Origin of the sequence: Sodalis ligni, assembly GCF_016865525.2 — a bacterium.
Lineage (GTDB): Bacteria > Pseudomonadota > Gammaproteobacteria > Enterobacterales > Enterobacteriaceae > Acerihabitans > Acerihabitans ligni.
On sequence record NZ_CP075169.1, the window covers coordinates 3,134,305 to 3,150,649 of the forward strand.

16 protein-coding genes and 3 pseudogenes are annotated in these 16,345 nt (G+C 52.5%); 9 read left to right on the top strand and 10 right to left on the bottom strand.

Annotated features, from left to right (window positions below; all coding sequences use genetic code 11):
- Nucleotides 1-64 precede the first annotated feature (64 nt).
- Nucleotides 65-1,281, top strand: a pseudogene (gene mlc, locus GTU79_RS14550) (sugar metabolism global transcriptional regulator Mlc).
- Nucleotides 1,282-2,561: 1,280 nt separating this feature from the next.
- On the top strand, nucleotides 2,562-3,239 hold the full coding sequence (gene bioD, locus GTU79_RS14555) for a dethiobiotin synthase (protein ID WP_214514091.1): 678 nt from the start codon (nucleotides 2,562-2,564) through the stop codon (nucleotides 3,237-3,239).
- A 121-nt stretch (nucleotides 3,240-3,360) separates the two neighbouring features.
- On the opposite strand, the gene GTU79_RS14560 is transcribed toward bioD, so the two are convergent.
- Together GTU79_RS14560 and GTU79_RS14565 are read right to left on the bottom strand one after the other, a co-directional pair.
- On the bottom strand, nucleotides 3,361-3,636 hold the full coding sequence (locus tag GTU79_RS14560) for a DUF1161 domain-containing protein (RefSeq protein ID WP_214514092.1): 276 nt from the start codon (nucleotides 3,634-3,636) through the stop codon (nucleotides 3,361-3,363).
- A gap of 99 nt (nucleotides 3,637-3,735) precedes the next feature.
- Nucleotides 3,736-4,083, bottom strand: coding sequence for a DUF1283 family protein (locus GTU79_RS14565; protein WP_203521396.1), 348 nt, complete (start codon nucleotides 4,081-4,083; stop codon nucleotides 3,736-3,738).
- Between the two features lie 155 nt (nucleotides 4,084-4,238).
- Between GTU79_RS14565 and GTU79_RS14570 the strand changes: the two genes are divergently transcribed.
- A complete protein-coding gene (locus GTU79_RS14570; RefSeq protein ID WP_214514093.1) occupies nucleotides 4,239-4,568 on the top strand; it encodes a YnfA family protein in 330 nt (109 codons plus the stop codon).
- Nucleotides 4,569-4,688: 120 nt separating this feature from the next.
- Here GTU79_RS14570 and ydfG read toward each other — a convergent pair whose 3' ends face one another.
- Nucleotides 4,689-5,435 carry a bifunctional NADP-dependent 3-hydroxy acid dehydrogenase/3-hydroxypropionate dehydrogenase YdfG gene (gene ydfG, locus GTU79_RS14575; protein WP_132921552.1) on the bottom strand — a complete coding sequence of 249 codons (747 nt, stop codon included), beginning with the start codon at nucleotides 5,433-5,435 and terminating at the stop codon, nucleotides 4,689-4,691.
- A 65-nt stretch (nucleotides 5,436-5,500) separates the two neighbouring features.
- A pseudogene (locus GTU79_RS14580) lies at nucleotides 5,501-6,554 on the bottom strand (aldo/keto reductase).
- Nucleotides 6,555-6,947: 393 nt separating this feature from the next.
- Between GTU79_RS14580 and guaD the strand changes: the two are divergent.
- Nucleotides 6,948-8,276 (top strand): guanine deaminase, encoded by a 1,329-nt coding sequence (gene guaD, locus GTU79_RS14585; RefSeq protein WP_203523062.1) that lies wholly within the window; start codon nucleotides 6,948-6,950, stop codon nucleotides 8,274-8,276.
- Here the strand turns inward: guaD and GTU79_RS14595 are convergent.
- The 4 genes and pseudogenes from GTU79_RS14595 to GTU79_RS14610 form a co-directional block, all read right to left on the bottom strand.
- Nucleotides 8,260-9,384 (bottom strand): annotated as a pseudogene (locus GTU79_RS14595) (autotransporter outer membrane beta-barrel domain-containing protein). The gene guaD and the pseudogene GTU79_RS14595 overlap by 17 nt on opposite strands.
- A gap of 206 nt (nucleotides 9,385-9,590) precedes the next feature.
- Nucleotides 9,591-9,746, bottom strand: a complete 156-nt coding sequence (locus GTU79_RS31410; protein WP_214514096.1) for a hypothetical protein — start codon at nucleotides 9,744-9,746, stop codon at nucleotides 9,591-9,593.
- 11 nt (nucleotides 9,747-9,757) lie between these two features.
- Nucleotides 9,758-9,970, bottom strand: coding sequence for an autotransporter outer membrane beta-barrel domain-containing protein (locus GTU79_RS31125; protein ID WP_214514147.1), 213 nt, complete (start codon nucleotides 9,968-9,970; stop codon nucleotides 9,758-9,760).
- A gap of 12 nt (nucleotides 9,971-9,982) precedes the next feature.
- Complete coding sequence (locus GTU79_RS14610) at nucleotides 9,983-10,444, bottom strand: hypothetical protein (protein WP_214514097.1); 462 nt, start codon at nucleotides 10,442-10,444, stop codon at nucleotides 9,983-9,985.
- Nucleotides 10,445-10,453: 9 nt separating this feature from the next.
- Here GTU79_RS14610 and GTU79_RS14615 point away from each other — a divergent pair, with 9 nt between their 5' ends.
- Nucleotides 10,454-10,708, top strand: coding sequence for a hypothetical protein (locus tag GTU79_RS14615; RefSeq protein WP_214514098.1), 255 nt, complete (start codon nucleotides 10,454-10,456; stop codon nucleotides 10,706-10,708).
- 159 nt (nucleotides 10,709-10,867) lie between these two features.
- On the opposite strand, the gene GTU79_RS14620 is transcribed toward GTU79_RS14615, so the two are convergent.
- A complete protein-coding gene (locus GTU79_RS14620; RefSeq protein WP_214514099.1) occupies nucleotides 10,868-11,020 on the bottom strand; it encodes a hypothetical protein in 153 nt (50 codons plus the stop codon).
- A gap of 440 nt (nucleotides 11,021-11,460) precedes the next feature.
- Here GTU79_RS14620 and GTU79_RS31000 point away from each other — a divergent pair, with 440 nt between their 5' ends.
- From GTU79_RS31000 to dcp, 3 genes are all read left to right on the top strand, one after another.
- Nucleotides 11,461-11,589: a hypothetical protein gene (locus GTU79_RS31000; RefSeq protein ID WP_275956931.1), complete on the top strand. Its 129-nt coding sequence runs from the start codon at nucleotides 11,461-11,463 to the stop codon at nucleotides 11,587-11,589.
- Complete coding sequence (locus tag GTU79_RS14625) at nucleotides 11,582-12,631, top strand: NAD(P)-dependent alcohol dehydrogenase (protein ID WP_203521392.1); 1,050 nt, start codon at nucleotides 11,582-11,584, stop codon at nucleotides 12,629-12,631. The genes GTU79_RS31000 and GTU79_RS14625 overlap by 8 nt, the downstream gene beginning before the upstream one ends.
- A gap of 130 nt (nucleotides 12,632-12,761) precedes the next feature.
- The gene (dcp, locus tag GTU79_RS14630; RefSeq protein ID WP_253073611.1) at nucleotides 12,762-14,822 is read left to right on the top strand and encodes a peptidyl-dipeptidase Dcp; all 2,061 of its coding nucleotides are present in this window, start codon (nucleotides 12,762-12,764) and stop codon (nucleotides 14,820-14,822) included.
- 99 nt (nucleotides 14,823-14,921) lie between these two features.
- On the opposite strand, the gene GTU79_RS14635 is transcribed toward dcp, so the two are convergent.
- Nucleotides 14,922-15,194, bottom strand: coding sequence for a YjbD family protein (locus GTU79_RS14635; protein WP_203521390.1), 273 nt, complete (start codon nucleotides 15,192-15,194; stop codon nucleotides 14,922-14,924).
- Between the two features lie 108 nt (nucleotides 15,195-15,302).
- Here GTU79_RS14635 and GTU79_RS14640 point away from each other — a divergent pair, with 108 nt between their 5' ends.
- On the top strand, nucleotides 15,303-16,196 hold the full coding sequence (locus GTU79_RS14640) for a PhzF family phenazine biosynthesis protein (protein WP_253073612.1): 894 nt from the start codon (nucleotides 15,303-15,305) through the stop codon (nucleotides 16,194-16,196).
- Nucleotides 16,197-16,345: the final 149 nt, after the last annotated feature.

Sequence of the window (16,345 nt, forward strand, 5' to 3'; positions counted from 1 at the left end):
CTAAAAGTCTCACCATAGCCGGAATCAATTATTTTATAGCGTGAAAATATCAGGAGCAGGGTGAGTGATTGGCCATGGTCAACCGGGGCATATCGATCAAATCAAACAGACCAATGCGGGTGTTGTCTATCGTCTGATTGATTCTTTTGGTCCGATTTCGCGTATCGCCTTATCGAAAGAAGCCCGGCTCGCCCCGGCCAGCATCACCAAGATTGTCCGTGAACTGGTGGAAGCCCATCTGGTGGCGGAAACCGAATATCAGGAAAACGGGCTGCGCGGCCGGCCGGCCATCGGCCTGGTGGTGGAAACCCAAGCCTGGCATTTTCTTTCAGTGCGTATCGGACACGGCACTATTACCTTGGCCCTGCGTGAACTCAGCAGCCATCTTATCGTTGAAGATACGGTCCCTTTGGCGGCACAGGCGCCTGAGCCATTACTGGTACGCCTGATACAGACCATCGACCAGTTTTTTATCCGCCATCAAAGCCTGTTGGAACGGCTGACGGCTATCGCCGTGACCCTGCCGGGCATTATCGACGCCTCGGCGGGCATGGTACACCGCATGCCCTGGTACAATGTGGATAACCTGTCCCTGGGGCCCGCCCTGAGCGAGCATATCGGCGTACCGGTCTACCTGCAGCATGATATCTGCGCCTGGACCATGGCCGAGGCGCTGTATGGCGCGGCGCGGGGTTGCAACGACGTCATCCAGATCGTCATCGATCACAATGTCGGCGCCGGCGTAATTACCGGCGGAACCCTGCTGCATGGCGGTAGCCGAAGCCTGGTGGAAATCGGCCACACCCAGGTGGAGCCTTATGGCAAACGCTGCTACTGCGGCAATCGGGGCTGCCTGGAAACCGTGGCCGGTATCGAAAGTATCCTTGAGCTTACCCGCCAGCGCTTGGCCCTTAATATGGATTCCGCCCTGAACGACACCGGCGTCAGCGTGGAGTCACTCTGCGCCGCGGCCAACGCCGGGGATACCCTGGCCCGCGACATTATCGTCGGCATCGGCAACAGCGTGGGGCGGATACTGGCCATTATGGTCAATTTGTTCAATCCGGAAAAGATTCTGGTGGGTTCGCCGCTCAACCCGGCTTCAGACATTCTCTTTCCGGTGATCCTGTCCAATATCCGTCAGCAATCGTTGCCGGATTACAGTAAAAACATCACAGTACAGGCGACGCGCTTTATGAACCAGGGCACCATGCCCGGCGCCGCCTTGGTAAAGATGCGCTTTACGACGGCTCGCTGCTGTTGAAACTGCTGCAGGGTTAATATCGTCAATACCAGATAATCCTATATATCTCCCTTTATACATCAGCTATCATTTTAAGATATCACACTTTATTTAAAGAAGGTTTATTGGAAATCGTCTTCTGTTGTTATTAAATAGAGTTGTCCTAAGAAAAGCTTTTCATAAATCATCTGTTGTTAAAAGGTTAACACATGAATAATTCAACTACCGCTATATCGTCGTTTGTATTCCCCAGGAGCGTCCTGGCAATGTGACTTCACATAGCAATATACAAATCACAAGTAACTCGAAAATTTCTCAGCATATTAAAATGTGCATTCGGAGTTTGGCGGAGTCTTTTAGGCTCTGACAACCCCAAAGAGCCTTATTTTGTCACTGGGAAAATCCATGCGCACAAAAATATCGAAATACGCAATGCTGTCATTATCGATGCTGACATTGAATCAAAATTTGGCAATGTTAATCTTGATGGGTGCTTGATTGGTGCAAATGTCAAAGCTCACAACGAACTTACGATAAAAATTGTGACCAAGCATCAGAAAAATATTTGACATCAGAATTCTCCAATGTGAATCTCATTAACTCTAATGTTGGTCATGTCAAAGCTCATAAAGATATCAGCATAGACTACATATCAACTTACCAATCAACTCACTCAAATTATGGCACGGTATTCGATCAAGGTACCGGCTGGCAATATCCCACACGGGTTTCTAACCCTGATTTAAATGGCTTTTCTAACGTGAATGACCTTATTGCAATAATATCAAACTATTACCCTCCTACACAGCAACTCCCTACCAGACCCGCTTTAACCAATGGGAATACCCGTGGGAATGAATTAGTCAGGGTTAATACTCCGTTTTCCCAACAGACTTCCTGGCGTGCGATAGCCAATCCTCAAGGGAATGAATTAGTACCAGCAAATACTCAATTTCCCGAGCAGCTATCCAGACCAGCAATAACGAATGGAAATGAGCCAACCAGAGACCCCCGTGAGCATTTGAGGAATGCTATGCAACAGTTCTTATCCAGGAGATGAGATGCAATGTCCGTAGCAGCTAACAAATCAATGCATGCGCGGGGGAGAGTTTGCCTTTCCTTATGCATGCTTGAACCAACCCTTATGTATACGGCGGCGGCATAGCGACACACACTTTCCGGCCTGAATTCGTATCATAAGTGCATCTTCCGATAAAATATTGAGCTAACGCAAGCCGTGCCGGGAGAATATCACGTACATTTCTCTTATCCGATCATTTAAACATGTCCAATGGATTAACGACAGGCTGGAGTTGTCATGTTGAAGCGTATTTTTGTTGCCGGTACTGATACCGCTGTCGGCAAGACCATTGTCTCGCGCGCGCTGTTGCAAAACCTGGCGGCCCGTAAGCTGACCGCGGTAGGGTATAAGCCCATCGCCCGGGGCAGCGAGGAAACGTCCGAAGGTTTACGCAATAAGGACGCGGTGATCCTCGGTGCCTCTTCTTCCATTAAGCTGCCTTATGCTGAGATAAATCCTATTACTCTGCGGGAAGAGGAAATCAGCGCCTATACCGGCGGTGAAATCAATTACGGCCTGATGTCCCAAGGGCTGCAGCATTTGAGCGAATTAGCCGACACGGTGGTGGTGGAAGGCAGCGGCGGATGGCGGACGATCATGAGTGACTACCGCCCTTATTCAGATTGGGTGATCCAGGAGCAATTGCCGGTAATATTAGTGATCGGTATTAAACTTGGCTGCATTAATCACGCTTTATTAACCGCGCAGGCCATCATTCATGATGGCTTACCATTATTAGGCTGGGTGGCCAATCGTATCAATCCCGGATTAGCCCATTATGCGGAAATTATGGATGTTCTGAGAACCAAAATACCCGCACCTCAATTAGGTGAATTGCCTTATTTACCTCGGCCGGAACAGCGCGATCTCTCCGGTTATATTGAATTAGGCAGCATCATGGATCAAAAGATATAGCGTTCGCTTGATCTTGAAGTTGATTTGCTTGCTTAACAAATTATGCAAAGCGTAATGAGTTTTGTGCTGTCGGCATAGTATATCTATGCGTGATAGCCAGGGCGAGGGAGCCGCCCTGATGTCATATCGTTTGTGCTAGGGCTGGGGCGCTGTTGGTATCGGCGCCGGTACGCAGATAAACTATTTTCTGCGTATCATTGTCGCAATGGCCCACAACCTGTCCGCCGGCCTGGTCAGCCTGATCGCTGGGAACTATATCCAAATGGAAGCTGGATTCCTCCACGCCGTTGGCGACAATCTTCTGGGTGATATCCGCTTTAACGCTTTCACAGGAGGCCTGCGCCGCTACAGGTATCAACAGGGCCAGCAGCGTCCCTAACATGCTTAACTTATTCATCTTATCGTCCTTATCAGAAAATGTAACCTTGAAATGTGACCTTAGAAGAATTACCGATTTAAGGATAGCAGCCCCACTGGAATTGGGTAATTCATCAGGTTAAGGCATCATTACCGGGCGACCGGTACCGCGGTCCAGGCAGCGGCCGTTATTGGGCTCCCAATAGGCGTTAAGATTATCACTGTTCACGCATTGGTCCCGCAGGTCCGCCGTCCGGTCATATTTATCAAAATCCTTTTCCGCCCGGCTGTTTATCTTATTGCGCAGACTGCGCGTCGCATCCCATTGCTCCCGGTTTTCCCTGGCCTCTTCTCGGGTCATGGCATTATCGCCTGAGTCGATAATAATGTGTTGGCTGCGGCTTGCCGCGCCGGTGGCGGCGGAAAAGACCAGCAAAGCGACCGGCAGCATCCCGCGGAACAGTCGTTGATGTGAAGTGGTTTTCATACTATCTTCCCTTTCGTCTATGAGTAGGTACAACTAGGTAAATACAGCTGCCGGCGCCTGTGGCTCAACTATTTATTGCCATAATAACATTGCCTTACCCTATATGACATCTTTGTTGTACACATTTTGTTACCTATAGTGGAGAAAAACTGTCAATGCTGAAAACCACCCTGTTGTTTTTCGCCACCGCCGTCGCAGAGATTCTTGGCTGCTATCTTCCCCATCTCTGGGTACAAAAGGGCGGCAGTATTTTATTGCTGATCCCCGCCGCAGCCAGTCTTACGGTCTTCGTCAGCTTGCTGATGCTGCATCCGGCCGCCAGCGGACGCATTTATGCCTCTTATGGCGGGGGATATATTCTGACGGCGGTTTTTTTGCTTAGGTTTTTTGACGGGGTGAGATTGACGCCGCAGGATTGGCTGGGAGCGGCGGTGATCTTTTCCGGCGTATTGATCATTGTTTTCGGTTGGGCAAAAAGCGTCTAAACGCCACTGATCAGGCTAATGGAAGCAGGGGGTGGGGGGATAAAAGGGAGGAAACCACAGATAAATCCCGAGGGGGACGAAATTTCGGCGGACCGGCAATATAAGCGGCCCGCCGCAGGATTAATCCCGATGAACGCTCAGTCCGGCAAAGGACTGGTTGACCGGCATCATTTCAAGCACGTTGATATTGACATGGGCCGGTAGCGTCGTGACCCAATACACCGCCTCGGCAATGTCTTCCGGCATGAGCGGGTCGGCATTTTTATAGGTATTGGCGACTTTGTCGTTATCCCCTTTGAACCGCACCGCCGAGAACTCAGTACCGCCCACCAAACCCGGCTCAATATCCGTCACGCGCACTTTCGTGCCAACTAAATCGGTGCGCAAATTCAAACTGAACTGGCGGACAAACGCCTTGGTGGCGCCGTAAACGTTACCGCCGGCATAAGGCCAGCGGCCGGCGGTGGAACCAAGATTGACTATATGCCCGCGGCGGCGCTCCACCATACCGGGCAGCAGGGCGCGGGTCATATAGACCAGTCCCTTGTTATTGGTGTCGATCATGCTTTCCCAATCATCGAGACTGGCTTTGTGCGCCGGCTCCATGCCCAACGCCAGGCCGGCATTATTCACCAGCACATCCACTTCACGCCACTGGGCGGGCAGGGAGTCCACCGCCTTCTGAACCCCTTCACGATCGCGTACATCAAGCTTTAGGGTGAACAGCGCTTCCCCCAGCTCGGATTTCAATTCATCAAGGCGTTCCTGACGGCGGCCGGTAGCGATAACCTTATGGCCCTGCTGAATAAACCGGCGGGTTATGGTTTCACCAAACCCAGCGGTTGCGCCGGTAACGAAAATAATCATCTAGCGGTTCCTCGTAACGTACGGTAAAGCGACTCGTTTTAAATCGGCTCGCAATGTTTTGCGAACTACGGCTTGCGTAAATAAGGCGCAATCAAAGAGAGATCCGCCGCCGATAATCTGTCGGAAGCGGTTTGCGCCTGATGCCAATAAGGATAGATCAACGGCGGGCGGCTGACATCGGAGAGGCGATTGATTTCATCGCTGTTAAGTACCAGATCCGCCGCCAGCAGATTATCCTTTTGTTGATCTTCGGTACGCGCGCCGATAATGACCGAGGTCACCGAAGAACGGCTAATCAGCCAGGCCAGGGCCACCTGCGCCGCTGAAACACCCCTGGCGTCGGCAATATCCACCAAAACGTCGATGATGTCATACAGCGCGTCCTGATTGTAAATCGGCGGCTCATTCCACTCCTCCAGATGGCGGGTGCTGCCTTCCGGCTGGCGATCGCGGCGGTATTTCCCCGATAACAGGCCGCCGGCCAGCGGACTCCATACCAGTACGCCCAAACCCTGATCCTGCGTAATGGGCAGCAGTTCATATTCAGCTTCACGGGATTGCAGGGAATAGTGGATCTGCTGGCTGACCGGCCGAATCAGCTTCAGCCGTTCCGACACGCCCAGGGTTTTCATCAAATGCCAGCCGGAAAAATTCGATACGCCCACGTAACGCACCTTGCCGCTGTCCACCAAATGCTCCAGGGCATAAAGGGTTTCTTCCAGGGCGTCACCCCATCCCATTCATGCAATTGATACAAATCGATATAATCGGTCTTCAGCCTCTTAAGGCTGGCTTCACAGGCGCGAATCAGATGATGCCGGGACGAACCGCGATCGTTCGGACCGGTGCCCATAGAAACGGGCCTTGGAAGCAACCAGAACACTGGTGCGTTTTCCTTCAGGACCTCACCCAGGATCTCTTCCGATACTCCTGGGAATAAACATCGGCGGTGTCGAATAGATTTATACCCGCCTCGACACACAGGGCGAGCTGGCGGCGGGCTTCAGCCACGCCGGTATCGCCGACTTTGGCAAATTTGCCTTTACCGCCGAAGGTCATGGTGCCGAGACTCAATACCGATACTTTCAGGCCGGAACGGCCAAGTTGACGATATTCCATATGAATTCTCCTAGCAAGGGTACTTTAAGGGCTGATTGATATCGCAATGCGTCATTTTAGTGCGCGGGTTTTATCATCGTGCGTTTTGTTAACATAGCCAAGCTATATAGTGGCTGATTATTGCCTAATTATGCAGCGCTTTAGAAATATGAATCGTCATACAAAGTACAATGAAAATGAAATGAACGCGAGGAATGGATTACAACAAAAGCAACCGTTTGCTTAGCATCGATTCAAGGCCGGCCGTTTCTGTTTATCCGCAACTTGCCATACATTTGGTGGTAATGCACTGATAATTAAATTCTTTATCATGAATTCCGCTGTAGCGACAATGGCATGGAATTTGCCATGTTTACCAAGAGCATAATGCTGCAAATGATAAAGGCCGATGCCATGAGTGATATCAAAGCCGTCCGCGGCCGCTTTTTTGACTTTACCCAACCGGTTTCCCATGCCGGTGAGCTGGCGCAATCCGCACGGATTATGGATGACGGCCTGCTGCTGATGGAGCAGGGCAGAATCCTTTCTTTACGCCCCTGGTCCACTGCCGCGCCGGATATTTCCCCTGGTATGGAGATATGCCATTTCCCAGGGAAAATCATCGTGCCGGGCTTTATCGACAGCCACCTGCATTATCCCCAGACGGAAATCATCGGATCGTACGGCAACCAACTGCTGGAATGGCTGAACACCTATACTTTTCCCGTCGAGGAGCAGTACCACTGTCCGGAACACGCGGGGGAAATGGCGTCGTTTTTTCTCGACCAGTTGCTGCGCAACGGCACCACCACCGCGATGATTTTCGGCACCGTGCATGCCCAATCCGTCGATTCATTGTTTGCCGCCGCATTGGAACGCAATATGCGCATTATCGCCGGAAAGGTCATGATGGATCGCAATGCGCCGCCGGAATTGCTGGAAACCCCGGAACACAGCGAAGCGGAAACACGCGCCCTCATTAACCGCTGGCATCATAAAGGACGTTTAAGCTATGCGTTAACGCCCCGGTTCGCCCCTACGTCATCGCCGGATCTGCTGGCTATGGTCGGCGGATTGCGCCGGGAATTCCCGGACCTGTATTTGCAAACGCACCTCAGTGAAAACCGCCATGAAATCGCCTGGGTAAAATCCTTGTTTCCCGACCATGCCGGTTATCTGGACGTGTATCACCACTATGGCCTCACCGGCCGCAAAAGCGTTTTTGCCCACTGTCTGCATCTGGACGCCGAAGAGTGGCGCACCTTGGAACGCTCCCACTCCTCCATCGCTTTTTGCCCCACCTCAAATCTTTTTCTCGGCAGTGGATTATTCAATCTGCAAAAATGCTGGGATCACCACATCCCGCTGGGCATCGGCACGGATGTCGGCGCCGGCACCACCTTTAATCTGTTACAAACCCTGGCGGAAGCCTATAAGGTCGGCCAGCTGCAGGGCTATTGCCTGTCGGTGTACGAGGCGTTTTATCACGCCACGCTGGGGGCGGCGCAGGCGCTTGCCCTGGATGGCGTATTGGGTAATTTCATGCCCGGCAAAGAGGCGGATTTTGTGGTGCTTGATCCGGCCGCGACCCCGCTGCAACGGCTGCGGCAGCAAAAAAGCACCGATTTTGCCGAACGGATGTTCGCGCTGATGATGCTCGGCGATGATCGCAATATCTATCAAACCTGGATCCAGGGTCAGCCCGCCTATTGCCGGGACAGTACGGTTAAAAGCGGGCTTTAATACCCAAGGTGCCGACGGTATTACTGAAACCGCCGGTCCCGGCCTGGTACCCCAGGCTACCCCAAACGGCAACGCGGCGGTTCGCTTGTCCTTCATGGCCGATTTTCACCTCGGCGAGGTTTCTTCCGCCTTCCTGCCACAACCGATCGCCGTTTATCGACACGCCAAATGCCCGGGTATTATGGACCCAGCTGGTTTCGATTTAGGGTTTAAATATATGCTGGCGGCCATTGAGTCCCTGGACACGTTTTTCAATGTAGACTCGGTTGCCTAAACGGGACTGTATGTTACCGCTGCCAAGCAGGACAAACCTGTCACCGTTTATTTCAGTATGCGCGGCCCGTACACCCATCCAGGTCAATTGCAACCGGGGCTGCAGATAGGCATTAACCCGCGAGCCTTCATGGAATTTCCTGTGATAGCCGGCTTCAACGCTTCCTGCCAGGCCCTTGGAGCGGTAGCGCTCCTCCGCCAGCGATTCGCCTTTGACCCGGTTATTGAACCAGCCATAGTTCAGCGAGACGTCCAGGTACGGCCCTTTCTGCCCGCAATCGTCTTGATGCCAGGTACCGTAAAGGCCCACGGCGTAACCTTCGATTCCCCCGGCTGCCTGATAACCGGTAACGGCGGCGCGGCTCCGGCTGCGGCTTTGTCCGCCACCGGCCATCAGCCCTATATGCGTGCCTTGGGACCCGTTGCCGCCGATATGCAGAATTTCTCCGCCAAGCTGGACCAGCTGACTATCCGTTCGCGTCGCTATCTGTCCGTTCGCCATGGATGCCTTATTGCGTCCGCCGACCATCCTTATCCATAGGGCGGGATAAACCGATTCCTCAAGGGAAGCCAAGGCGCCGGGGTAGGCGGGTTCGCCTATACGGTCGTGCATGCCGGTGATAAAAAGCGTATTTGCCGCGGCCAGATTGGCGGCATAGATGCCCGGTTCCGGCCGCAGCGGCGCTTGCCCGGCCATTACCGACACGACGGGAAGAGGGTGGTAATCACTTTCATCAGCCGTTGCCGGCGGGTCAATCTCTCTTGCCATCGGCTTTACCGCCGTTATGTCCGTTTCAGCCGCTGGCGCCATCAACGTGAAAGGAACCTCATCCATTGTTAAACAGGCAACATCCGGGTGTTTCGTTTCAGCTAAGGTATCCGCTGCGGTAATGCCCTGGTCATGGCGTGTGAATGCAGTAACAAGGACTTGATTCGTTTCAGCCGTCGCCGATTCATCTAAGTGATTGAAGGTACGCGGGGTTTTGGCGGAGGCGGGGATTTTGCGCTTCCAGGTCCTCTTCCGGCGCCTTATGGGAAATACTACGCGGGGTTTTGGCGGAGGCAGGATCCTTGCGTTTGTTCGGATGCGGATGTTGTCGTTCCAACGGTAGGGGAGACGGATTGTCCCGGCAAATCGGTGCTGAGCAGCCAACGATTGCCTTCCTGTTTAAGAAAATAATCATATGCACCCGCCACAACCCGGTGACTCAGGCTGAAGGTGTCCGGCGGCGGGTTATTACCGGCTGCGCCTCGATGATGAGAATGCCTTTATCCGTCCTGGCGCCGGCGCCGCCAAAATTATTGATTTGCACCAGGCTATGGCCGGTAATTTTACCTCGGATGACCAGCCGGTCGGTCAGGGAATCGTCCCCTCCAGCCGAGTATTGAAGCGGATAAGGAGTCCTGCTCGCCGTGATAATCGCCCTCGATGATCAGGGACTGAAAGGGGCGATAGGCTGCATTTTACCCATATAAAGCGTCCCGGCATTTTTCACGTTGCCTCTGATGGTCCCGCTGCCGCCTAAAAAAGCAGCCGGGCCATTGTACACTTCACCGGCGGATAATATCGCCGTTTTGGCCAGGGTCAAGCTCCCTTGCTTTACGGCAACCTGTTCCAGACCGCCGGCGGCAACATTATTATTATTCAGCGTCCAGTTTCCCTCGCCCATTTTATCAAGCGCGGAAAATCCCTGCCGATTATTGGCTATACCGATAATGCTTAGGTCAAAGCTATTTTCATCCTGATTAGCGCTTTTTAAATTCAGCCGATTGTTTATTCCGTCCGCTGCGATCTTACCCTGTAGATCAAAACCATTACGTAACGTCAAGGTATTATTATCTCCGCTGAATAAAACGGCATAACGTCCTCCTTTTACCGTTCCGCTTAATTCCACGCTGCTGCCGTGACGGGTGTGAATACCGATGCCGCCATTCTTGCCCCCATCAATTTTACTGGTATTATCCACGCGGATAAGAGTGGGGCCAGTTACCCCGATACCCGCGGCGCCATGGCTTTTAACCAGGCTTTTAACCACAGTGACAGAACCACCGCCGGCGTTAACGGCGTCCCCCCCACGGCCATTGTTACCGCTGAGGACAGCGGCGTTGTTGAGCAAAATATCAGATCTTCCCATCACCGCAAGGCCATTGCCGACTGAGTCAAAAAGATTACCGGATCCGGATGCCGCGCCGCCGGTAACCGTACTGTTATTAATCGTGATATCAACGGTCTGAAGGGGCGGGGCTTGACAAAATATTCCGGCCCCGCCGACAAAAACAGGGCTTTTTAAGTCTTTCGGCAAGAGATTTTTTTTTTTTTAACCCGCGCCGCCGGTTAGGGTGCTGCCGCCCATATTCATTTTTTTTCCCCCCCCATGGGGGGCGACGCCAGGGCCGCCGTTATTCCCGGCCCCACCCGCCGAGATGACGCTTTTCAGCGAGGCATGGCCTAATAAGGGTTTGATTAACAATCCATCGCCGCCGTGAATATTATTATTTGTCTTTTGCGCGTTTTTTCCCTGAAAACGCTGATTTGAAATGACATCCGCTGAAGTTTTCCCTCCCGGGGGCGCTTTATTGGATGACTTTATCGTTTTTATTCCCGAGGGGACCGTATCATCGCCATACAGGGGCATCATACTTCCCATAAAGGTAAGCATGCCCATCAGGGCTTTATTTATTTTTCATGTTGGCCTGTTGCAAAAAATGGAATGATCAAGAAAGTGAACATTATGTATAATTAAATTATTAGTTCATATATCTAAATATATCGTTATACCGGCGTATTTTAACCAGAACACATTAAAATCAGCTGAAACGGATTTATTGTTTATCCGCCATTAACCTAGAGTTTTAATATCGATAATACGTGCTGTTTTCAGCTCTATCGGCGATTTTGCAGGATCAGGCAATGATGAAACAATATCAGTCTACCCTGGCGCCGCCGTTGTCAGGCAAAGTGGAAGGCCTGTTAGACAGAGTGACGGAGCTGTGCCGTCAACTTTTCAACCAACCAATCGGGAGTTCGCTGTATGTCTAAAGCAAAAGGTTATGCCGCGCTGGCTGCCAAAGCCCCTCTGACACCCTACTATTTTGAACGCCGCGCCCCGAACAAAGATGATGTGGTGATAAAAATCGCCTATTGCGGTATTTGTCATTCCGATATTCACCAGGCCAGGGATGAGTGGGGCGGCGCGATTTTCCCCATGGTGCCGGGGCATGAAATCGTCGGGGAAGTGGTGGCCAAGGGTGACGCCGTAACAAAATTCAATATCGGCGATCGCGTCGGGGTCGGCTGTTTTGTCGACTCCTGTACCCATTCCGCCGAACGGGATGTGGATCTGGAACAGTACCGCGAAGGGCTGGTCTTAACCTATAACAGCCTGGAGCGCGACGGCAAGACTCCCACCATGGGCGGTTATTCCGATCATATCGTGGTAAAGGAGGGCTATGTCCTTTCCATTCCCGACAACCTGCCGCTGGATGCCGCCGCGCCGTTGCTTTGCGCCGGCATAACGCTCTATTCTCCGCTGCGGCACTGGCAGGCCGGGCCTGGTAAAAAAGTGGCGATTGTCGGTCTCGGCGGCCTGGGCCATATGGGGGTCAAAATTGGTCACGCCATGGGCGCCGAAATCACCGTACTCAGCCAGAGCCTATCGAAAAAAGAGGACGGTCTGCGCCTGGGCGCCGATCATTATTACGCCACACAGGATCCGGCCACCTTCGAAAAGCTGAAAAATACTTTCGACCTTATTGTCTGCACGGTAGCGGCGGAAATTGACTGGGGAGCCTATCTTTCCCTGTTGAAAATCGACGGCTCGATGGTACTGGTGGGCATTCCGGAGAATAAGGTTCCCCTGGCGGCCGGTGCGTTGATTCATGGACGGCGCAGCCTGGCGGGATCAGGCATCGGCTCCATCAAGGAAACCCAGGAGATGCTGGATTTCTGCGGTGAACATGACATTGTCTCCGATATCGAGATGATTGGCGTCCAGCAAATCAATCACGCCTACGAACGGGTAGTGAAAAGCGATGTTCGCTATCGGTTCGTTATTGATATGGCATCCCTGGAAAACGCCTAAGAGGGCATAAGCGCCATCGGCCTATCCATGCCCGATATGCTTGGGGTAAACTGACGTAAATACCGCGCTTGTCGCCATGCCGATAATGGTGATACGGCGCGGTAACCCTTTATACGTGCAGGAGCCGAGCATGACGCAACAACCGCGCTACCAGAACCCGTTTTTTCAGGCCAGCACCTTGCCATATCAAGCGCCGCCGTTTAATCTGATCTCGGAAGAGGATTATAATCCGGCAATAGAAGAGGGGATCCGGGCCTATCTGGCTGAAGTCGATGCAATAGCAAATCAGATTGCGCCCCCCACTTTTGAAAATACCTATGCCGCGCTGGAACAGTCCGGATTACTACTAAAACGGGTAATGAGTATCTTCGGGGCGATGGCCTCCGCCAATACCAGCGACACGCTGCGAGGGATTGATGAACATCAATCGCCTAAACTGGCGGCCATGAACGATGCCATCAAGCTTAACAGCGCATTGTTCAACCGTTTGCAGACGGTATATGAAGGCCGCAACGAGCTGTCCCTCTCCGCGGAATCCCGACGGCTTATCGACATCACCTACCAAAATTTCCTGCTGTCAGGCGCGAAATTGTCCCCCGCGGACAAACAGCAGCTGTCGCTGCTCAATCAGGAAGCGGCGACATTAAGCACTCGCTTTACCCATCTGTTGCTGGATGCCGCCGGTCAAGGCGCGCTGGCGATAACGGACCCGGCAATGCTCGAAGGGTTGACCGCCGCCGAGCTTGCCGCCGCGCGGCGCGCGGCCGATGAACACCATTTGCAAAATCAATGGCTGCTCGTATTACAAAACACCACCCAGCAGCCATTGTTGCAGTCATTAAGCCGTCGCGATACCCGAGAGGCGCTTTTTAAAGCGTCCATCAGCCGGGCGGAAAAAGGCGATGAGCATGATACGCGGCACATCATCCTCAGGCTGGCCCAAATACGGGCTGCGCAGGCCAGACTGCTGGGCTTTGCCGATTACGCCAGCTGGGCGCTGCAAGATCAAATGGCCAAAACGCCGGCGGCGGCGCTGGACTTTATGCGCAAGATTGTCCCGGCAGCCACGGCAAGGGCTCGCCGGGAGGCGGCTGATATTCAGGCTTTAATCGACGGGCAGGGGGGCGGTTTTGAGCTGGCCGCCTGGGATTGGCAATTTTATGCCGATCGGGTACGTAAAAATAAATACGATCTCAATGATGCCGAAATAAAACCCTATTTTCCGCTTAACCAGGTGCTGGAACAGGGCGTATTCCACGCCGCAAGCCTGTTGTACGGTATCAGTTTTACGCCACGCGCCGATATTCCGGTTTACCATCCGGATGTCAAGGTCTATGAGATCCTTGATGAAGACGGCTCCCCGCTGGCATTGTTTTATACTGATTATTTTCAGCGCGATAATAAAGGCGGCGGGGCATGGATGGGCAATTTTGCCGATCAGTCCACCCGGCTCGGCACCCGACCGGTTATCTACAACGTGGCCAATTTCAGTAAACCCGCGGACGGCGGGCCGGCGCTATTGTCCTGGGATGATGTCGTTACCCTGTTCCATGAATTCGGCCATACCCTGCACGGTCTGTTCGCTGACCAGGAGTTCCCCAGCCTGTCAGGCACCGCCACGCCACGGGACTTCGTGGAATTTCCCTCTCAGTTCAATGAACACTGGGCCGATGAACCGAGTATCTTTGCCCATTACGCCCGGCATTATCAAACCGGAGATTCCATGCCCGATGTCCTGGTGAAAAAGATTGAAAAAGCGTCTCGATTCAATAAGGGCTATGACATGACTGAACTCTTGGCGGCCGCTCTGCTGGATATGCATTGGCATACTCTGGAAGAAACCCGGCCGGATATGGATGTTGCCGCCTTTGAAGCCGCCTCGCTGGATCGGGATAACGTTAATTTGCCTTATGTGCCGCCGCGCTATCGTTCCAGCTATTTTCAGCATATTTGGGGCGGCGGCTATGCCGCGGGATATTACGCCTACTTGTGGACACAAATGCTGGCGGATGATGCATTCGACGCGTTTAAGGAGCGGGGAGGGCTGACGGAGGAAAATGGCCGGGATTTTCGCCATAGGATTTTATCCCGAGGCAATAGCCAGGATTTGGAACAGCTCTATGTGAACTGGCGTGGAAAAATTCCCGCTATCGAACCGATGCTTAATTATCGCGGTTTGAAAGACGACTAAAAGAATCGTCCGCAATGAAACGAGTTAAATCATTTCTCACCTTAGACCAGCGCCCCGGGGCGTTGGCCTGCTTTTCAAGACATATCCGTACCGAGAAATTCAGCGGCGACCACGAGTATGCATATTGGAAGTCCATTCATAAGTTGCTGAGATATCAGGCTTAAGTTTTTTCTTTTTATGTTCGGCCCTGGCCTTTTTGGCGATCGTTTCCCGTTCCGCCATGAGTTTGTCGATATAATCATCTTTGATATGATTCGTTTCAGAGTTTGTCAGCGGACGACCCTGTGCTATACGGGCCTTATCAAGTAAAGTCTTCAGTTGGCGTTGCTCGCTTTCCGTCATGTCTTGCTGCGTCAGCTTTGGAATGGGCATAAATATTTACCTGAGGATGGCAAGGACAATCATTGTAAAGGAAAGTGAGCTCAGGCTCAGTAAAAAAAAAGCATAAACATAATTTAAGCTCTCTTTAGGAAGAAAAAATTGGAAATTCGCACCCAAAAACCGCGGAAATTTAAACAAGTCGACGTATTTAGCGCCAAACCGTTAAAGGGTAACCCTCTGGCGGTGATCCTGGATGGGGAAGGGTTGACCGACGCCGAGATGTCGTCTATTGCGCGCTGGACCAATCTTTCCGAAACCGCCTTTGTGCTTAAGCCCGTGGATCCTGCGGCGGATTACCGGGTGAGAATCTTTACCACCGATAAAGAGTTGCCCTTTGCCGGGCATCCGACCCTGGGCACGGCCCATGCTTTGCTGGAAGCGGGCTTGAAACCCAAACGGCCTGGATTTTTATTGCAGGAGTGCGGGGTCGGACTGGTGCGGGTAAAATTGCAAGGCGATGACGGACTGGCATTCGCCGCACCGCCCGTTACACTCCAGCCAATATCCGACGAGCAACAGGCGCTGCTAAAAAAAGCCTTGCCGGGCGGTACGATCCTACCCGGCGACGTGCCGACGATCGCCGACATGGGAGTAAGCTGGCTGATGGTGCGCATGGCCGATGCACAATCCTGTCTGGATATCGCCGCGGATTTGGCGGCAATTGAATTGTTACAGTCGGTACTCAATGTGAATGGCGTCGCGGTGTATGGTTTGCATGAGGCGAACGGTCCGGCGGATTATGAGGTTCGGGCTTTTATGGTTGAGCATCATACCCTGGTGGAAGATCCGGTTACCGGCAGCGCCAATGCCTGTTTGGCGCGCATCCTGAAAAGCGCCGGTTTTCCCGATGGCGGCAACACAGCGGTAAAATATCTTGCCCGGCAGGGTACCGCATTGGAGCGTGACGGACGGATTTCGGTACGCTTCGTTGATGACGAGGTCTGGATAGGCGGCGAGGTGCGCACGTTGATTAACGGAACGCTCCGTCTTTAAATTAAGCCTTTATCGCCATTGCAGACGAAGCGTATAAACCTGCCTGAGCGCGGGTTTATTTTATTTCATAAATCGGTATATTCAGGTTTTTTAACTGCTGGTTTTATTGCCTCAGGATTTGCGAATGAGTAGGGTAGCGAGCGACCTGC

Bases quoted from the DNA above. Each gene is read 5' to 3' on its own strand.
- bioD (WP_214514091.1), top strand. From the start codon at position 2,562: ATGTTGAAGCGTATTTTTGTTGCCGGTACTGATACCGCTGTCGGCAAG.
- GTU79_RS14560 (WP_214514092.1), bottom strand. From the start codon at position 3,636: ATGAATAAGTTAAGCATGTTAGGGACGCTGCTGGCCCTGTTGATACCT.
- GTU79_RS14565 (WP_203521396.1), bottom strand. From the start codon at position 4,083: ATGAAAACCACTTCACATCAACGACTGTTCCGCGGGATGCTGCCGGTC.
- GTU79_RS14570 (WP_214514093.1), top strand. From the start codon at position 4,239: ATGCTGAAAACCACCCTGTTGTTTTTCGCCACCGCCGTCGCAGAGATT.
- ydfG (WP_132921552.1), bottom strand. From the start codon at position 5,435: ATGATTATTTTCGTTACCGGCGCAACCGCTGGGTTTGGTGAAACCATA.
- guaD (WP_203523062.1), top strand. From the start codon at position 6,948: ATGAGTGATATCAAAGCCGTCCGCGGCCGCTTTTTTGACTTTACCCAA.
- GTU79_RS31000 (WP_275956931.1), top strand. From the start codon at position 11,461: ATGATGAAACAATATCAGTCTACCCTGGCGCCGCCGTTGTCAGGCAAA.
- GTU79_RS14625 (WP_203521392.1), top strand. From the start codon at position 11,582: ATGTCTAAAGCAAAAGGTTATGCCGCGCTGGCTGCCAAAGCCCCTCTG.
- dcp (WP_253073611.1), top strand. From the start codon at position 12,762: ATGACGCAACAACCGCGCTACCAGAACCCGTTTTTTCAGGCCAGCACC.
- GTU79_RS14635 (WP_203521390.1), bottom strand. From the start codon at position 15,194: ATGCCCATTCCAAAGCTGACGCAGCAAGACATGACGGAAAGCGAGCAA.